Origin of the sequence: Ferrimicrobium sp., assembly GCF_027364955.1 — a bacterium.
Classification (GTDB): Bacteria; Actinomycetota; Acidimicrobiia; order Acidimicrobiales; family Acidimicrobiaceae; genus Ferrimicrobium.
Genome location: NZ_DAHXOI010000003.1, coordinates 54,730 through 73,143, shown reverse-complemented (window position 1 = coordinate 73,143; position 18,414 = coordinate 54,730). Strand labels below are relative to the sequence as shown.

Sequence of the window (18,414 nt, the reverse complement as noted above, 5' to 3'; positions counted from 1 at the left end):
GGTAGCTTAGCAGATCATAAAGAATGTTTGGTACATTAAACCCTCTATGGGTCATACAATGTTGGCTATTATAGGAGAAGTTAGCCGTAATCGTAGGAGGGACAACGTGGCCGATAGTCTTTTGCAACGCCATCGAGCGGTGCTACCAACATGGATTTCACTCTATTATGACGAACCGATCCAAATTGAACGTGGTGAGGGTCGCTATGTCTTTGATGCGGATGGGCGCCGCTATCTCGATTTCTTTGGAGGGATCTTGACCACTATGGTCGGTCATGCGGTCCCCGAAGTCGTTGATGCGATTGCCGAGCAAGCAGGTCGGATCATTCATAGTTCAACCCTCTACCTGATTGAACCAATGGTGGAGCTCGCTGAACGCCTAGCGGCTCAGTCAGGGATCCCTGATGCCAAAGTATTCTTCACTACGTCGGGGACCGAGGCCAATGATGCAGCGTTGTTGCTCGCCTCTTCCTACCGTCGGTCGAACCAAGTGATTGCGATTAAGAATAGCTATCACGGGAGATCTTTCACGCAGATCTCGGTGACCGGCAACCGCAACTGGTCGCCATCTTCCTTCTCACCATTGGCTGTGAGCTGGCTGCAAGGTGGGTCACGCTTGCGTGGTCCGCTGGCAGGCCTCACCGATGCCGAGTACCTTGCCCGTGGTAAGGCAGACCTCGAAGATGTTTTGATGACAACCACCAGTGGGGATGTCGCGGCCATTATCGCTGAGCCGATCCAGGGGGTTGGGGGATTCTGTTTACCTCCTGATGGATATTTTGGTGAGCTCCAAAAGATCCTGGCTCCGCATGGCATTCTCTACATCTCCGATGAGGTTCAGACCGGCTTCGGTCGCACGGGCGAGCATTTTTGGGGTTATGAGGCACAGGGCGTCCAGCCGGACATGATCACCTTCGCAAAGGGTGTTGGCAATGGTATGGCGCTGGCGGGCGTTATTGCTCGCGGAGAGATTATGGACTCGCTCGGGGCGAGTTCGATCTCGACCTTTGGCGGTTCGCCGGTGGCGGCGACTGCGGGAGTGGCGACCTTTGACTATCTGCTGCGCCATCAGCTACAACAGAATGCTCTCGAGCGTGGCGCCGAACTCCGACAAGGGCTCGAGGAAGCGGCCGCCACCAACCCCTCTATTGGGGAGATTCGCGGCAAGGGTTTGATGCTTGGTGTGGAATTCGTTGAGGGACCCAACATGGATCCAGCACCGAAGTTGGCCAATGAGGCGTTAGAGCATGCCAAACGGCGCGGACTCTTGATCGGCAAGGGTGGTCTCTTCGGTAACGTCTTGCGCATTGCTCCTCCGCTATCGGTCACCCAGGAGGAGATGGGCGAAGCCATCGCGATCTTCAAAGAGGTACTAGGGGGTGCTCAGGTATGACGCGCGAGTTGATTGGCCACTTTATCGATGGCAAGGAGATCTTTGAGGGAGACGAGCGGGGCCCGGTCTATAATCCGGCACTCGGTCGACCGGTTCGCGAAGTACTCTTCGCCGACGAGGCTGTCGTCGATCATGCGGTTGCTGCGGCAAAGGCCGCTCAGGTCGGATGGGGCGAGGAATCACTAGCACGCCGCCAACGTGTGATGTTCGACTACCGGAGTCTTTTGCTGGCGCATCGCAACGAGATTGTTGCGCTGATCAGCGAGGAACACGGCAAGGTCCTTGGTGACGCTGGTGGCGAGTTTGCCCGAGGGGTCGAGGTAGTCGAGTTTGTCACCGGTCTACCTCAGCTGCTCAAGGGGCAGTACAACGATTCGGTTTCCCGTGGGGTTGATGCCATGTCGGTGCGATATCCTCTCGGTGTGGCGGCAGGGATTACGCCTTTCAATTTTCCGGCGATGGTCCCGATGTGGATGTTCCCGGTTGCACTCGCCACCGGTAATGGTTTCGTTCTCAAACCCTCAGAAAAGGACCCCTCTACAGCGTTACGCCTTGCGGAACTCTTCGTCGAGGCTGGCGGACCACCGGGGCTCTTCAATGTCGTCAATGGGGATCAGCGGACCGTTGGCCGCATCCTTGAACACCCCGATATCAAGGCCATCTCGTTTGTCGGGTCTACTCCCATTGCCCGATCCATCTATGAACGCGCCGCTCACGCTGGCAAGCGCGTTCAGGCTCTCGGCGGAGCAAAGAATCACATGGTGGTGTTGCCGGACGCAGATGTTGAGACGGTCGCCGAGGCGGCTGTCTCCGCGGCGTATGGTAGCGCGGGTGAGCGTTGCATGGCCATTTCGGTGATGGTGCTCGTCGGTGACGATGGCGAACAGTACCTATCTGCCATCAAGGAGCGGATGCAACAGCTCACTGTCGGTTCCTATCTTGACCCCAAATCAGAGATGGGCCCTCTCATCACCGGCGTTCATCGCGATCGCGTTGCACGTCTTGTCAGTGAGGCAGAGGCAAAAGGGGCGACGATCATGGTTGATGGCCGACAACATCCACTTGTCAAGGAGGCTGGCTTCTTCTTTGGACCCACCCTCATCGATGGTGTCCGTTTGGATATGGATGCCTATCGAGAGGAGATCTTCGGTCCCGTTCTACTCGTTTTACGGGCGTCGACCCTTGATGAGGCCATCGCTCTGGTTAACGAGAACCCCTATGCCAACGGAGCCGCTATTTTTACAGGCAGTGGTGGTGCGGCACGAACCTTCATCCGGAATATCGACTCCGGGATGGTTGGTGTTAATGTGCCGATACCGGTCCCAGTGGCCTATCACTCCTTTGGTGGATCGAAGTTTTCGCTCTTCGGAGATACTCATGTGCACGGGGAAGAGGGGATCCGATTTTATACCCGCGCCAAGGCAGTGACAATGCGCTGGCCAGGGGAGGCGAGGGCTGCTACGGGCATGCATTTTGTGACGAACACCTGATGAAGGCCGCGAATTTGCGGAGCGTCTGACCTAGGTTCACGTCTCCATTGGTGCCCTCTGGTTAGATGAGAGGAGGGCCATCGGTCGTTGCGTAAATGATCACCGGTGGCCTCAAAAGAGTTTGGTCACCGCGATGGGGTAGCGAAGGATCTAGTCGGGGTTGTGCGATTGGCGCGTAGGATGGTTCATCGCTCGTCGAGGATGACCCAGAAGTCGGGTGGCGGCGCGCCATTTGGGGATAGGTCGATGTGACATTAGGCGCGTTCCTAGTGCTGGTTGTGCCTAGTAGGCGGTATCAGACAGTCGGTACAGAGCTTTAGTGAATGCGAATGGATCCCCTAAGGGGACTCGCGTGGGCACGACTAGCTTTCACGGACTCCATTTTCTAGCCTGGGGTAAGGGCTAGATTGGCAACGCTAGGGAGCACCCGGTGTGCACCAGCTTGGCGCAGTGCCTCCTCGGAGAACCCCCCTGTCAGGACGCCGATCACCGCGCCGACGGCGGAGTTTCTGCCAGAGGTTGCATCCATTGTGGTATCGCCTACAGACACCACCTGCGCCATGCTCGTCACTTGTGCGGCCAACGACGCCGCTAAGAGCATGTCCGGATATGGACGCCCGCGAAGCTGTTCGGTGGGGCAGAGTGCCCCATCAATGAACGGGGCCCAGCCGAGCTTGTCGATCAGCAGCTCCTGAGTCACGGCAGCGAAACCGGTCGTCAAGAAGACACGGATACCCTGGTGGTGAAGCCGTCGAAGAAGGTCTGTCGCACCAGGTATCTCCTCGACTCCAGATGCTTCCACGGCTTCGCGATAGTAACGTTCAAACGCTTGAGTTGCCTGGATGGCCTTTACGTCACTATGGAGCAACGCGCTGAAGACTTCTATCTTTGACTGCCCCATCGTTCTTGCTACGTAGGCGCGTTCCTCGTCGGTTGGCTGACGACCTTCGATCTCGAGGATCGCACGATCGAATACCTCAAGGACTCGACCAGCATCCTGCACGGTAGTGCCAGCCATATCAAAGCAGACAAGCTCCACGTTCCTCAGTTCATAGTGCGGCTCCATCATCGGAGCGCCTCCTCTACGGCCTCATAGGCGGCCTGGGGCGATATCGTCATGCCTCTGCCTCCGAGGCCAGTCACCCATCTTGCGTTTGACCTTACCTGTTCGGAGAAGTAGACGGCCTCATCGCCAGGCACGAGTCGCGAATAGACTCCCTGCCATCGCTGGGCGGTGGGGGCAATCTCTTGGCCCAAAACTGTTCTAGCTCGTTCTACAAGATGGGTCTCAATGACTGAGTCCAGGAAGGGTGAACCATACTCCTCGTGGGTGTCGCCAATAGTGAGGGAACCATCGCTTCGTTGTGCGAGGAGGAGTTGAGCTCCGTAACGGCCAGCAACCGGCTCCTGTGGCGCCAGCATTGAGCGCAGCGATGTGAAGGCGGGGTAATAGCGAAAAGAGTCGGTATCTGCGATCGCCGGTGGGAGTGTTCTCGCATGGCCAGCAGTCTGGAGCATCTGCAGTTGAGTGCGAGTGAGCCTCTCGGAGGCATTGAACCCGAAGCTTCGAAGGTCACTCACTCCTGTGGCAAAGAAGACGTAGTCAAAGGGAATGCGAGTATGGTTGATCAACTCCAGCTCCTCTTCGTGGCAGTAGATCACCTCCGCATTGGCACGATAGCGATAGTTCGGATCAAGTGCGAGTCTCTCTCGCAGGATTGTCAGGAGCGAACGTGGTTCGGTGATTGCATCCATGGAACAGAAGAGTCCAAGCGTAGTTGGTGCTTTGATGCCGTAGCGGTAAAGAAGCTCTTTGTTGCCAAGGAGTGTGAATCCACGGGTAGGAGCGTCAGGGAGTGCGACGGCAGCCTCTAAGGCGGCCACGTCAGCCTCGATTGGCGCCATAGTGAGCGACCCCGCAGTTCTCAATGGGAGTTCTGGCCAGAGTGCCTGTTGTCGACACCATCGATCTCTGGCGGAGAGCGCGGTGTCGAGTTCGACGCCAGCCTCGCGACCGGAGATCCAAATGAGGCCGAGATTGCGGATGCTCGCACTCTGTGGTTGATTATCGCGTTCGAGATGGAGCACTGAGTGTCCCTGCTCGACCAGGTGGATGGCCATCCAAGTTCCCAGTATGCCTGCACCAACGACAACTACCTTCATGGTGTCAGTGTACGTGAGGCCCTGGTCCTCTGACCGACGCAACATCAAAGTTCTCTTTGTGTTCACCTGTCTGTCCACCGATGATGGGCTGGAGTTCTTCTTGTCGTCGTAGTGTCTCTCACGGAACATAACCAATTAGTGACGTATAAAGGAGTCAGCTTTGAAGGCAATGAAGATTGGAGTAGCGATGGTAGGCGCGGCAGCGGTGCTGCTTAGCGCTTGCGGAAGCTCATCGAGTGCGAGTACCAGTGCCAACACATCAAGCAAGGCAGTCGACTACGCAACCTGTTCCTCGCTTGCTGCTTGTGGTGGGATGGCGAATCTCGTCAAGGCGGCCAAGGCAGAGGGTGCGTTGACCGTGACGGCACTGCCTGACGACTGGGCCAACTATGGCCAGATCATGACCGATTTCCAGAAGAAGTATGGGATCAAAATTACTGACGTGAGCCCAGAAGCTTCTTCTGCTACCGAGATCGATGGTTTGTCTACGTTGAAGGGCTCCTCGCGGTCAGCAGACGTGGTTGATGTGGGCATTCCCTTTGCCGTTACAGGTGCGAAGAAGGGCCTCTTCGCCAACTACAAGGTCCAAGACTGGAATCAGATCCCGGCTGATTGCAAGTCTGCTTCTGGCCAGTGGTTCTGCGACTATGGCGGCTATATCTCCATTGGGTACAATGCTGCCCTTACAAAGACCCCGGTGACGAGCTTTGCAAGCCTGACCAATCCTGCCTTCCATGGTGGGGTCGCACTCGATGGAGATCCAGAGGATGCCGGAGCCGCCTTCTCGGGCGTGATCGCAGCGGCACTTGGCAATGGTGGATCCTACAGCAACATCATGCCGGGTATCAAGTACTTTGAGCACCTCAAAGCGATCGGTAACTTCATTCCTGTACAATCTTCGGCGGCCACGATTGGCTCCGGGGAGGTCAAGGTCAACATCGACTGGGACTACTTGAACGTCGCCTATGAGAACGCGCTCAAGGGTAAGATCGATTGGAAAGTCGTCATTCCCAAGGGTGTGCACTACGCCTCCTATTATGCCCAAGCGATCGCCAAGTATGCTCCGCATCCAGCAGCTGCCCGCCTCTGGGAAGAGTATCTCTACTCGAACACGGGCCAAAACCTCTGGTTGAAGGGATACACCGATCCAATCCGACTGAGCTCGATGATCAAGGAAGGGACCGTCAACAAGACCTACCTTGCCGCGGTGCCACCGGTGAGCGGTACACCTGTCTTCCCAAGCCAGGCACAGCTCAACGCCGCACAGACCGTGATCCTCGCTAACTGGCCAAAGGTCTGATGGTCTCAACGCTTACCCGCAATCGGGAGGAGAGTTCCCCCAGCTCTCCTCCCGCGATCCGACCACGACGTCAATTGCGGCGCTACGGTGGGGTCGCTACTGGGGTACTGCAACCAGGAGATGGCCTCAGTGGCGTGCAAACATGGGATCGCGACGTACTAGTACCATCATACTGTCGAACCCGATCGGAATTCGATGTTGTGATGAAGCCAGCAGATATCTCCGCAGTGCCGAAGGTGGTTCTAAAAGTTTGGTTGTCGTTCACCAAGCGTTGGTACAACCGAGACTCGGCGTTCTCTTCGCTCTCGTAGGTTGTGATGCAATGAGTGATCACATGCAAAAAAGGAGTCAGCTTTGAAGGCAATGAAGATTGGAGTAGCGATGGTAGGCGCGGCAGCGGTGCTGCTTAGCGCTTGCGGAAGCTCATCGAGTGCGAGTACCAGTGCCAACACATCAAGCAAGGCAGTCGACTACGCAACCTGTTCCTCGCTTGCTGCTTGTGGTGGGATGGCGAATCTCGTCAAGGCGGCCAAGGCAGAGGGTGCGTTGACCGTGACGGCACTGCCTGACGACTGGGCCAACTATGGCCAGATCATGACCGATTTCCAGAAGAAGTATGGGATCAAAATTACTGACGTGAGCCCAGAAGCTTCTTCTGCTACCGAGATCGATGGTTTGTCTACGTTGAAGGGCTCCTCGCGGTCAGCAGACGTGGTTGATGTGGGCATTCCCTTTGCCGTTACAGGTGCGAAGAAGGGCCTCTTCGCCAACTACAAGGTCCAAGACTGGAATCAGATCCCGGCTGATTGCAAGTCTGCTTCTGGCCAGTGGTTCTGCGACTATGGCGGCTATATCTCCATTGGGTACAATGCTGCCCTTACAAAGACCCCGGTGACGAGCTTTGCAAGCCTGACCAATCCTGCCTTCCATGGTGGGGTCGCACTCGATGGAGATCCAGAGGATGCCGGAGCCGCCTTCTCGGGCGTGATCGCAGCGGCACTTGGCAATGGTGGATCCTACAGCAACATCATGCCGGGTATCAAGTACTTTGAGCACCTCAAAGCGATCGGTAACTTCATTCCTGTACAATCTTCGGCGGCCACGATTGGCTCCGGGGAGGTCAAGGTCAACATCGACTGGGACTACTTGAACGTCGCCTATGAGAACGCGCTCAAGGGTAAGATCGATTGGAAAGTCGTCATTCCCAAGGGTGTGCACTACGCCTCCTATTATGCCCAAGCGATCGCCAAGTATGCTCCGCATCCAGCAGCTGCCCGCCTCTGGGAAGAGTATCTCTACTCGAACACGGGCCAAAACCTCTGGTTGAAGGGATACACCGATCCAATCCGACTGAGCTCGATGATCAAGGAAGGGACCGTCAACAAGACCTACCTTGCCGCGGTGCCACCGGTGAGCGGTACACCTGTCTTCCCAAGCCAGGCACAGCTCAACGCCGCACAGACCGTGATCCTCGCTAACTGGCCAAAGGTCTGATGGTCTCAACGCTTACCCGCAATCGGGAGGAGAGTTCCCCCAGCTCTCCTCCCGCGATCCGACCACGACGTCAATTGCGGCGCTACGGTGGGGTCGTCCCGTACCTCTTGTTTCTGGCCGTCTTTCTCATTATCCCAGCGGTGTCGGTGCTGGTGGGAGCCTTTGAGTCGGATAGTGGTAAGCCGACGCTGGCGAATCTGCGCCTGGCATTTTCGGGTCCCTACTTGCACTCCTATGTCGCTTCCTTCGAACTCTCCATTGGCAGCACGCTGATCGCGGTTGTCGTTGGGTTTGTCGCGGCGTTAGCGGTTGCTGCGACGCGGGGTCGTCCGCGTGCGCTAGTCCAGTCGAGCTCAAGTGTGCTTGCCAATACCGGAGGCGTCCCGCTCGCCTTCGCCTTCATCGCCACACTTGGCAATTTTGGGATCGTCACCAAGATCCTCTCCGGTATGGGTATCAATCTCTACGCCCATGGCTTCTCGCTGTATTCGGTCGTTGGACTCATCATTGTCTACCAGTACTTCCTGATTCCGGTCATGATCCTGGTGATGTTAGGACCGATCCAAAACATCAAATCCGCCTGGGTCGAAGCGGCACGTTCGTTGGGGGCCTCCAAGACACGCTTCTGGTGGTCGATTGGTTTACCGATACTATTACCCGCGATTCTGTCGGGTACTGTGGTGATCTTCGCCGACGCGTTTGCGGCCTATGCGACCGCTGAGGCGCTGACGTCTGGGACATTGCCGCTCGTACCCATTCAGATCGGCAGTCTCATCTCGGGAAATGTCGCCGCTGGCCAAGGGAATCTCGGCAATGCGTTGGGGCTCGGGATGATCATCGTGGTCGCGCTCGCGGCTACCGTCTACGTACTGAGCCAGAGGAGGGCTTCGCGTTGGTTGCGGTAACTCCCGGAGGCGACGGTCTCCATCTTCGACAAGCCGGTATCGGACGAGTTTTCCGTGCCGTTGTGCTGATCTTGGTGGGTGCATTTTTTTTGATTCCCATTCTTGCGTCGGCGCGGTACTCAGTCCTTGGGGTCCACAACCATATCACCTTCTCAGCGTATCGCTCGCTTTTTGATGATCCGAACTTCCGCTCATCGCTTTGGTTGTCGTTCCAAGTGGCCATTGCGACCGTGATCCTCACGGGACTGTTGGTCATACCCACCTCCATCTGGGTGACCGTGCGGATACCTAAGCTCAGAGGCCTCCTTGATGCGCTCAGTATCGTACCACTTGGCGTACCTTCTGTCGTCGTCGTTCTCGGGCTGTTGGGGGCCTATCACAGTATCTTGAACCTGATTCTGACCTCTCCATTTATTCTGGCACCGATCTATGTGATGCTTGCCCTTCCCTATAGCTATCGAACCTTCGATACCGCTGTTCGGTCGCTAGATGTCAACACCCTTGTTGAGGCGTCGCAGTCGTTGGGTGCAAGCTGGACTCGCACGCTGGTGGGGGTATTGTTGCCGAACCTTCGCGCTGGAATGGTGGGAGCCCTTATTCTGGCTGGCGCTTATGCGCTAGGCGAGTTCGTGGTGGCTTCTCTCCTCAGTTTCAACACCTTTCCCGTCTATATCGTGCAGATCGGTCTCACGGCAGCAGCTGAGGCGGTTGCGGTCTCCCTAGTCGCACTGTTAGTGGCTTTTGTACCGCTCTCGTTGGTCACCATCTTCGGTGGTGGTCGTACCAAAAAAACAAGGAGGATGCGTGTCACGGGGTGAACTTCGGCTTGAGGGATTAGAGAAGTACTACGGTACGATGCATGCGCTCGATGGCTTCTCCTTGCGGATACAAGCTGGTGAACTGGTCGTACTACTGGGTCCCTCCGGATGTGGTAAGACGACAGCGCTTCGATCGGTGGCCGGACTGGAACGCTTGGATGGAGGCCGAGTATTCGTGGATGAGCAGGATATCACGCTCCAGCCGACCGCGAAGCGTAACATGGGGATCGTCTTCCAGCAGTACAGCCTTTTCCCACACCTAACGGCTGCACAGAACATCGAATTCGGCCTCAAGATTCGCCATGTCCCAGCAAGCAAACGGCGGGAGCGCTCCCGTGACCTACTCGACCTTGTAGGGCTTGGAGATCTCGGCGAGCGCTTTGCGCACCAGCTTTCCGGTGGACAACAGCAGCGGGTCGCCCTTGCCCGCGCCCTCGCGATCGAACCGGCCGTCCTCTTGCTCGATGAGCCACTATCGGCACTCGATGCCAAGGTGCGGGTGAGTCTGCGGGAAGAGATCCGCAGAGTGCAAAAGGAAGTGGGAATCGCTACCATCTTCGTGACCCACGATCAAGAAGAGGCACTCGCCATCGCGGATCGGATTGGGGTCATGAACCGTGGCGTACTTGAGCAATTAGGGACGCCAGCGGAGATCTACGCCGCACCGGCCACTGAGTTCGTCGCCGAGTTCGTCGGGAAGGTGAATCGGATCCATGGCACCGTTACGCGTGATTCGACGGTGCTCACCCCAGGGTTTGGTGCCTTCTCGATTGGGGGACCTCTGACGGTTGGTGGACAGGTGGCCGTCTTGGTCCGTCCCGAGCAGTTGGGGGTTCGAGTGACAGCCGATGGTGGGTGCCACTTAGTGGAGATGTCCTTTCTGGGTTCGAGTTTCGCCGCCCATGTCCAGGGAATCGACGGATCCAGGGTGGTAGTAGCCGTCTCGCCGGAGGAGTCAATCGCTCTGAGTGTTGGCGATCGGGTCGAGGTCTTCCAGCGTGGGCCAACCCTGTTGGTGTTAGCGGAAGACAGGGTGGGCGGGCCGGTTCCTGAGTTCGCCGAGTCGGACTAGGACCCGATGATGAGCGCGCGTTCGGTGCTCGAGCTCCTCAACGAACCGAGGTTATTGGGTACTTTTGGTGAAGAGCTCCCCCTGATCGATCATCTCTGTCAGACAGCACAGCTGCTCCGGGATGACAGCGACGACGCCGAGCTGGCGGTTGCGGGTCTGCTGCACGATCTCGGTTGGCCATCTGGGTCGACGGAGGCGCAACACGCAAGCGATGGTTCCCGGCTCGCACGTGCAATGGGGTTTTCGGAGCGTGTTGGTCAACTGATCGGATTGCACGTGACGGCAAAGCGCTATCTCGTGAGGACAGATTCGCGCTATTGGGGACGCCTCTCTCGGGAGTCCCGCGCCACCCTTGTCGAGCAGGGGGGCGAGCTCGGGCTTGATGAAGTAGTATCGTTTGAGGCGAGTCCCTACTTTGACGATGCGATCCGACTTCGGCTGGCCGATGATATGGCGAAGGATCCGTCGCGACCGAGGGTGCAGCTGGAGAGCTTCTATCCGATCATCGCGGAGGCACTCGCAATCGCCCAGTGAGGCGTGACACTGCTCCTGGGCTTTGGTTTGCTAAGCTAGCTAGAGTCGGCGCGCGGGATTCTTCGGAGCGTACGAGTTGAGATCGGTGGGTGGAGAGAGGTCGTTGCGCTCATGACAGGCGAGGATTGGTCGATTATCGACGCGTACGATTACGACCTCCCTCCAGAACGCATTGCGAGGGTGCCAGCAGAGCCGCGAAGTTCTGCGAAGTTGCTTGTGGGGCTTGGATGGCCGCTCCAGGTGGCAAAGGTCGCAGACCTTGGTGCATACCTCACAGAGGGTGATGTGGTCGTCGTTAATGACTCCAAGGTGATTCCCGCGCGCTTCCACGTACAGCGCGCGACTGGCGGTGCTGTGGAAGTATTGTTGCTATCACCACAGGGGGCAATGTTTGAAGCACTTGTGCGACCCAATGCGCGAGTCCGCGATGGAGAAGTTCTCTACTACGAAGAGAATCCTGTCTTCAGGGTCCTTGAGGGTTCGACGGAGGAGTCTGGCCTGCAAACACGACGGCTTGAGGTCCTTGGCGATGCGATCTTCTCTCATGGAGAGATTCCCCTTCCCCCTTACCTTGCAGGTGTAGAGATCGACCCTGAACGATATCAGACCGTCTATGCAAATCGGCCAGGATCGGTGGCGGCCCCGACCGCTGGGCTGCACTTCGATCTGCAACTGCTTGAGGATCTCAAGAGACGTGGCATTGAGGTGGTGAGAGTGGAGCTCGAGGTAGGGCTTGGGACTTTTGCGCCGGTGAAGGACCGTGAGCTCGCCAACCACAAGATGCACGCCGAACGCTATCGAGTTACCGCGGATGCCTATGAGCGGATATGTGCTGCTCGAAGAGTAGTTGCGGTTGGAACGACAGTTGTACGAACCTTGGAGACCATCGCGCACGGCGGAACGTTGTGCGGATCCTCTGAGCTGTTTATCGTCCCAGGCTTTGAGTTCCAAAGCGTTGATCTCATCCTCACGAACTTTCACGTTCCACGGTCAACCTTGGTGGCACTGGTGGCAGCTGCCGTCGGTTCGTCCTGGCGAACGCTCTATGAGTACGCGCTTGCCAACGATTTCCGGTTTCTCTCTCTTGGGGACGCTATGTTGATTCCTACTGGTCGTCAAGTCCGGACGCGCCCTCTGGCAACCGGTGCCTCCCCGCAGCAGATTGATGAGTAACCTCTTGGTGACCCACACTGATGGGTCTGCACGGAGCGGGCACTTGCGCCTCCGATCAGCTATCGTCGAGACACCTTTCTTCATGCCTGTTGCGACACGTGGAATTGTCCGTTACGTCCCGAGTGAACTCGTCGCCGATCTCGGCTTCCAAGTACTGCTCTCCAATACCTATCACCTGATGCTGCGACCAGGAGCGGAGCTTATCGCAAAGATGGGGGGTTTAAATGCCTTCACCGGGTTTCGCGGCGCGTCGCTGACGGACTCTGGTGGTTTTCAGATCATGTCACTCGGGGCAAAGATCAGTGACGAGGGGGCACGTTTCCGCAACGTCTATGACGGTTCCTGGGTGACTCTGACGCCCGAGGAGGCCATGGTGACCCAGGAGCGTATTGGAGCCGACATCGCGATGGCTCTCGACGTGTGCACGCAACTCCCTAGTCCCGAAGCGGTGCTCAGGCAGAATCTTATGCTCACCGGTCAGTGGGCGGAGCGCTCCCGAGCAGCCCATACCGATGACACCCAGCAGCTCTTTGGCATCGTCCAAGGTGGCGTCGATAGTGCGCTGCGCAAGCAAAGTACGGAGATGATCACGGGCATCGGCTTCGATGGTTACGCGATCGGTGGACTTGCCGTTGGAGAGTCGAGAGAGAAGACACTAGAGGCGGTCCGTACGGTGGTGGAAGGGCTGCCAGCGGAACGACCGCGCTATCTGATGGGCGTCGGCGATCCGTACTTACTGGCCCACGCGACGGCGCTCGGAGTCGATATGTTCGATTGTGTGGCCCCTACGCGGATCGCGCGACACGGAACAGCACTCACCAATCAAGGACCCATACGCGTCAAGGGGCTCGCAAACCGAGGGGTTGATGGACCGCTTGAACTAGACTGCGACTGTCGTGTATGTCAGAGAGTATCGCGTGGCCTTTTGCACCACTTGGCCCATGTGGACACGGAGAGCGCGGGCACGCTGTTATCCCTACACAACCTGGCCTTCCAGTTTCGATTGATCACGAGGTTGCGGCAATCCATTAGGGAGGGCACGCTGCAAGCACTACTTGTCGATATCGATAAGGTTTGGGGCACTCCAGTCATAAGAAGTAGTGGCCATGCCGACTAACTTTATAGAGCCAGAGGTGGCTATGATCATGTGTTTGGTTGCAAAGATAAAGGTGGCGAATGCGTAAAGGGCGATGGATCCGTTCGGTCCTGATTAGCACGGTGGTGGCGCTCGCCGCTTTTGCGGCGGTAATCTCTGCCCACTATCATCCTGTCCTTGGCCTTGACCTCCAAGGTGGTGCGTCAGTCGTCTATAAGCCTGCGAGGAAAGTCAACACAGCAACGCTGAATGAGACGATCTCCATTATCCAGGACCGGGTGAATGCACTCGGAGTGGGGGAGCCATCCATTGGTCAGCAGGGTAGTGACATCGTCGTGGACCTGCCTGGAATCAAGGATCCAAAAACAGCGCTCAGTTACATCGGTCAGACAGCGATTCTGCAGTTTCGTCCGGTTTTGTGCACGGCTCCGCTTTACACTAAGCCCCCAGCGAGCCTTCATCTCAAAAAGTCACAGCTGACTCCCACGTGTCCAACATCTACCACCAATACGGCTTCGACCCTTCAGTATGTTCCCTCCACGAGTCCACTGAAGGCAACCAGTGCCTCGACAGCTCTACTGCCGGAGTATCAGGGCAACTCAAAGACGGTGATTGGGCGCTATGTCGTTGGACCAACACTGATGACCGGCAACGCGATCAAGAGTGTCTTTGCGGCGCCGGTATCCCAGAGTGCCTCCAACCAGTGGGCGATTAACTTTACCTTGACATCAAAGGGAGCACCCCTCTTCAACCAGATTGCCAAGACCTACTACCATCAGCTCCTCGCCGTGGTGTTGGACGGAACTGTGCAGTCGGCCCCGCAGATCAACTCCACCAACTTCAACGGACAAGGCCAGATCACTGGTAACTATACTCAGGCCTCTGCGACCGATCTCGCCACCATCTTGCACTACGGAGCCCTTCCGGTGCAGCTCGTCCAGCAGACAGTCCAGACGATCTCACCGACGTTGGGTGCCGCTTCACTACGGGCAGGGTTAATTGCTGGCATCGCTGGTCTGGTCCTAGTCATGCTCTACACGATTTTTTACTACCGACTCCTCGGCTTGGTAGTCGTTGGTGGGCTCGCTACCACTTTCGCCGCACTCTGGGCGATTATCGGCTACCTGGGGCACAGCGTGCAGCTGACGCTCAATCTGGCTGGAGTGACAGGTATTATCGTCTCGATTGGCGTCATCGTGGACTCCTACATCGTCTTCTTCGAGCGACTCAAGGATGAGGCTCGCAACGGTCGGAGTTTGCGGGCGTCGGTGGATACCGGATTTACGAAAGCGTTCCGCACGATCATCGCCGCCGACCTCGTCTCTTTTATCGGAGCAGCGCTACTGTATTACTTTAGCATCGGCGATGTGCGTGGATTTGCCTTCTTCCTGGGGCTATCGACGATCCTCGATGTGGCTTCAGCGTGGTTTTTCACCCGGCCGTTGGTGCTATGGATTGGGAACTCGATCTCGCCGAAGCACTATCGATGGCTTGGCGTCCCGGTGGTCCAGGTAACTCGAGAATCGACCGTCGGCAGCGGAGTGATCAAGCCGAGCCGTGTCGCGGCGAAGGGAGTATGAGCGAGATGGTAAGGGAAGGATCGGATACCTCGGACTCGATTGAGAGTGAGGGTTTTAAAGCCAAGACGATTGACGCGAGTGAGGCGTCGTGGTGGCGGCGTCTGGGCGCCGGTGCCACCCATTACCCATTTGTGCAACGGTCCCGCTATTACTTTGTGATCTCCTTTCTTGTGATCGTCGCTGGGGCGGCAGCTCTGTCGGCCAGGGGTCTCAACTTTGGGATCAGTTTCAAAGGGGGCGTGAGTTGGCAGGTGCCTTCAGCGACCCTTACGGTAGCCCAAGCCAGCAAGATCGTGGCACGAGCTGGTGTCACCCAGGCAACGGTGGTAACCCTTGGTGCGCACTCTGCCCGTACCGTCGAGGTGCAGGCCGGTCTCACCAAACTCTCGGGTGCTGCGAGGACGGCAAAGGAGAACCAGGTCGCCGCCCTCCTGGCAGCCAAGGCCCATCTCCCCTCCTCGGCGGTCGCGATCGAGTTTGTGGGTCCGACTTGGGGAGGACAGATCACCAACGCTGCGGTCAAGGCCTTGATCGCGTTCTTCGTCGGCATCGTCCTGTACATCTCCATTCGGTTTGAGTGGAAGATGGCCGCCGCCGCCTTCATTGCGGTGGTGCATGACCTTTTGGTGACGGTTGGGATCTATGCGTTGAGTGGTTTCCAGGTCACTCCTTCGACGGTGATCGCCGTACTCACGATCCTTGGCTATTCGCTCTACGATACCATTGTGGTCTTTGATCGTATTAAGGAAAACGTGGGTGGACTCGTCGACCCCGGGAAGATGAATTACTCGGATGCGGTCGATCTTTCCGTGAATCAAACGTTGGCCCGCTCGTTGAACACGTCGTTGGTTGCCGTCATCCCTATCCTGTCCGTGTTGGTCTTGGGAGCGTACGTGCTTGGGGCCACCACACTAAAGAATTTCGGTCTCGCACTGGTGGTTGGTCTCACGAGTGGGGCCTACTCTTCGCTGTTCATCGCCGCACCACTGTTGGCGCGTTTCAAGGAGCGTGAGCGGCGCTATCGGCAGATCAGAGCTCGTCTTGAGCGTCGCAACGCTCCCGTCGAGGCTGAAGGCTTACCGGCATCGTAGCGAATATGGTGGCCGATCGTGATCTGCAATCACTCATCGATGCGATGGCACTTGACCCATCAAGTGAGGCGGGTGCGACCATCGAACGGGCGTTGGAGTTTGCGCGCGTGGCCCATGGTTCCCAGCGGCGACGATCTGGTGAACCCTATGTGACTCATCCCATCGGGGTGGCGACGATCACGGCTGCACTTGGAGGCGACATGACCGCGGTGGTGGCCGCGCTGCTCCACGATACGGTCGAGGATACTTCGGTGACGTTAGCCCAGATCAGTGCGGAGTTCTCACCCGCGGTTGCAGAGGTTGTCGACGGCCTCACCAAGCTCGATCGCATCAGCTTCGACTCACGCGAGGCCCAGCAGGCGGCGACGATGCGCAAAATGCTGATCGCTATGGCGAAAGATGCACGGGTCTTGGTCATCAAACTCGCTGATCGGCTCCATAACATGCGCACCATTGCTGCACTGCCAGTGGAGAAACAACGCCGCATCGCGCAGGAGACGATGGACATCTATGCGCCGCTTGCGAACCGCCTCGGTATCGAGGATATGAAGTGGCAGCTTGAGGATCTTGCGTTCGCCACCTTGCATCCACGACGTTACGCCGAGATCGATCACATGATCGAGACGAGGGCGCCCGAACGGGAGCGCTATCTGGCCCAGGTTATCGAGGAGTTGGGGAAGCGACTTCAGGTGGTAGGCATCGATGCAGAGGTGACGGGTCGGCCAAAACACCTCTGGTCAATCTATGAGAAGATGATCATCAAGGATAAGGACTTCGATTCGATTTACGATATCATCGGGGTCAGAATTGTCACAGATAACGATCGAGACTGTTGGGCTGCGCTCGGCGTCGTGCATTCATTGTGGGCACCTATCCCTGGCCGCTTCAAGGATTACATCAACGCGCCGAAGTTCAACCTCTACCAATCCCTTCATACCACCGTGCTGCTCGACAAGGGGAATCCGCTCGAGGTGCAGGTCAGGACGCGCGAGATGCACCGGCGGGCCGAGTTCGGCATCGCTGCGCACTGGGGTTACAAGGAGGGTTCGAACTCCACGAATGCTGCCTGGGTAGATCGCATTATGGAACTTCAAGAGGAGCTACCTGACCCGCTGGAGTTTCTTGAACACCTCAAGTCGGATCTTGAGATGGATGAGGTCTATGTGTTTACACCCAAGGGTAAGGTTGTCACCCTCCCGGTCGGTGCAACCCCTCTCGACTTTGCCTACTCGATTCACACCGAGGTTGGGCATCGTTGCATCGGTGCGAAGGTAAACGGTCGACTGGTCCCGCTAGAGTCGACATTGCGCTCTGGGGATACGGTGGAGATTGTGAGCTCTCGGTCGAGTTCCGCAGCGCCTTCGCGTGACTGGCTCTCCATTGTGGTTACCCCGAGGGCGAAGGCGAAGATTCGACAGTGGTTTTCCAGGGAGCGGCGCGAGGAGTCCGTTGAGATCGGCCGTGACGAACTGACCAAGGCTTTTCGTCGGGAGAATCTGGCAGTCAACACCCATCTTTCGCAGGCTGGTCTCGCCAAGTTAGCCAAGATGAACGGTCTCCATGATGGTGAGGGACTACTGGTAGCCATTGGTGAAGGACACGTCTCGGCACGAGCAGTTGCGCAGCGCGTCCAACGCAATGAGCTTGAGACCGACGGCTACGCTCCCACGGTGTCGCACCAGCGCCCTCGCCATCTGTCAAAGGGTCCCATGGTCTTCGTCGAGGGGATGGAGGATGTGCTCGTTCGCATATCCCGCTGTTGCAACCCAATTCCCGGTGACGAAATTGTAGGTTTCATCACGCAGGGACGTGGGGTGGGGATTCACCGTGCTGACTGTCCAAACGTTCTCGACCTTCTTAAACGAGCTGGTGAGCGTCGTGTCGACGTTGAGTGGGCACATGAAAGCGGTGCGAGCTATCAGATGGCGATCGAAGTTTTGGCCTTGGATCGAGCACGATTGCTCGCTGACGTTTCGAAGGTGCTAAGTGAGCACCACGTCAATATCACCATGAGCTCATCACGGACGGGTGGCGACCATGTCTCTCGCATGCGCTTCGAATTTGAGTTGGTTGACCCAGGCCATCTCTCGTCGGTACTTGGTGCCATCCGCCAACTCGATGGGGTTTTCAATGCGTATCGCATGCTGCCCGGTGGTTCACGCCAGGCAGCCGATACTGTTCAGGATGGTTCGCGTTCATGAGTAAGTTCCAATACCAAGATGGCCTGTCTGGAGTTATCCGCACGGTGCCCAAAGGCGGTTCTCTGGTTCATGATGCTCGATAGACTGAGCGCAAACCCAGCCCT

The 18,414-nt window shown here is 57.2% G+C and carries 15 protein-coding genes; 13 read left to right on the top strand and 2 right to left on the bottom strand.

The window, feature by feature from the left end; all coding sequences use genetic code 11:
* Positions 1–58: 58 nt before the first annotated feature.
* Positions 59–1,393 carry an aspartate aminotransferase family protein gene (locus tag M7Q83_RS03100; RefSeq protein ID WP_366526365.1) on the top strand — a complete coding sequence of 445 codons (1,335 nt, stop codon included), beginning with the start codon at positions 59–61 and terminating at the stop codon, positions 1,391–1,393.
* Positions 1,390–2,883 (top strand): CoA-acylating methylmalonate-semialdehyde dehydrogenase, encoded by a 1,494-nt coding sequence (locus M7Q83_RS03095; protein WP_298335263.1) that lies wholly within the window; start codon positions 1,390–1,392, stop codon positions 2,881–2,883. The genes M7Q83_RS03100 and M7Q83_RS03095 overlap by 4 nt, the downstream gene beginning before the upstream one ends.
* Before the next feature lie 385 nt (positions 2,884–3,268).
* Here M7Q83_RS03095 and M7Q83_RS03090 read toward each other — a convergent pair whose 3' ends face one another.
* Complete coding sequence (locus tag M7Q83_RS03090; RefSeq protein ID WP_298335261.1) at positions 3,269–3,952, bottom strand: HAD family hydrolase; 684 nt, start codon at positions 3,950–3,952, stop codon at positions 3,269–3,271.
* The gene (locus M7Q83_RS03085; protein WP_298335259.1) at positions 3,949–5,091 is read right to left on the bottom strand and encodes an FAD-dependent oxidoreductase; all 1,143 of its coding nucleotides are present in this window, start codon (positions 5,089–5,091) and stop codon (positions 3,949–3,951) included. The genes M7Q83_RS03090 and M7Q83_RS03085 overlap by 4 nt, the downstream gene beginning before the upstream one ends.
* Positions 5,092–5,215: 124 nt before the next feature.
* On the opposite strand from M7Q83_RS03085, the gene M7Q83_RS03080 reads away from it, so the two are divergent.
* The 11 genes from M7Q83_RS03080 to M7Q83_RS03030 all read left to right on the top strand — a co-directional run bounded on the left by M7Q83_RS03080 (position 5,216) and on the right by M7Q83_RS03030 (position 18,310).
* Positions 5,216–6,346 (top strand): extracellular solute-binding protein, encoded by a 1,131-nt coding sequence (locus tag M7Q83_RS03080; protein ID WP_298335517.1) that lies wholly within the window; start codon positions 5,216–5,218, stop codon positions 6,344–6,346.
* Positions 6,347–6,709: 363 nt separating this feature from the next.
* Complete coding sequence (locus M7Q83_RS03075) at positions 6,710–7,840, top strand: extracellular solute-binding protein (RefSeq protein WP_298335517.1); 1,131 nt, start codon at positions 6,710–6,712, stop codon at positions 7,838–7,840.
* Positions 7,840–8,745, top strand: coding sequence for an ABC transporter permease subunit (locus M7Q83_RS03070; RefSeq protein ID WP_298335257.1), 906 nt, complete (start codon positions 7,840–7,842; stop codon positions 8,743–8,745). Before M7Q83_RS03075 ends, M7Q83_RS03070 begins: the two co-directional genes overlap by 1 nt.
* Positions 8,733–9,563 (top strand): ABC transporter permease subunit, encoded by an 831-nt coding sequence (locus M7Q83_RS03065; RefSeq protein WP_298335255.1) that lies wholly within the window; start codon positions 8,733–8,735, stop codon positions 9,561–9,563. Before M7Q83_RS03070 ends, M7Q83_RS03065 begins: the two co-directional genes overlap by 13 nt.
* Positions 9,550–10,635: an ATP-binding cassette domain-containing protein gene (locus tag M7Q83_RS03060; RefSeq protein ID WP_298335253.1), complete on the top strand. Its 1,086-nt coding sequence runs from the start codon at positions 9,550–9,552 to the stop codon at positions 10,633–10,635. The genes M7Q83_RS03065 and M7Q83_RS03060 overlap by 14 nt, the downstream gene beginning before the upstream one ends.
* Before the next feature lie 9 nt (positions 10,636–10,644).
* The gene (locus M7Q83_RS03055) at positions 10,645–11,169 is read left to right on the top strand and encodes an HD domain-containing protein (protein ID WP_298335250.1); all 525 of its coding nucleotides are present in this window, start codon (positions 10,645–10,647) and stop codon (positions 11,167–11,169) included.
* Between the two features lie 111 nt (positions 11,170–11,280).
* Complete coding sequence (queA, locus tag M7Q83_RS03050) at positions 11,281–12,342, top strand: tRNA preQ1(34) S-adenosylmethionine ribosyltransferase-isomerase QueA (protein ID WP_298335248.1); 1,062 nt, start codon at positions 11,281–11,283, stop codon at positions 12,340–12,342.
* A complete protein-coding gene (gene tgt, locus M7Q83_RS03045; protein WP_298335246.1) occupies positions 12,335–13,459 on the top strand; it encodes a tRNA guanosine(34) transglycosylase Tgt in 1,125 nt (374 codons plus the stop codon). Before queA ends, tgt begins: the two co-directional genes overlap by 8 nt.
* A gap of 59 nt (positions 13,460–13,518) precedes the next feature.
* On the top strand, positions 13,519–15,018 hold the full coding sequence (secD, locus tag M7Q83_RS03040; protein ID WP_298335244.1) for a protein translocase subunit SecD: 1,500 nt from the start codon (positions 13,519–13,521) through the stop codon (positions 15,016–15,018).
* 5 nt (positions 15,019–15,023) lie between these two features.
* Positions 15,024–16,109: a protein translocase subunit SecF gene (gene secF, locus M7Q83_RS03035; RefSeq protein WP_298335242.1), complete on the top strand. Its 1,086-nt coding sequence runs from the start codon at positions 15,024–15,026 to the stop codon at positions 16,107–16,109.
* Between the two features lie 8 nt (positions 16,110–16,117).
* A complete protein-coding gene (locus tag M7Q83_RS03030; RefSeq protein WP_298335240.1) occupies positions 16,118–18,310 on the top strand; it encodes a bifunctional (p)ppGpp synthetase/guanosine-3',5'-bis(diphosphate) 3'-pyrophosphohydrolase in 2,193 nt (730 codons plus the stop codon).
* Positions 18,311–18,414 lie beyond the last annotated feature (104 nt).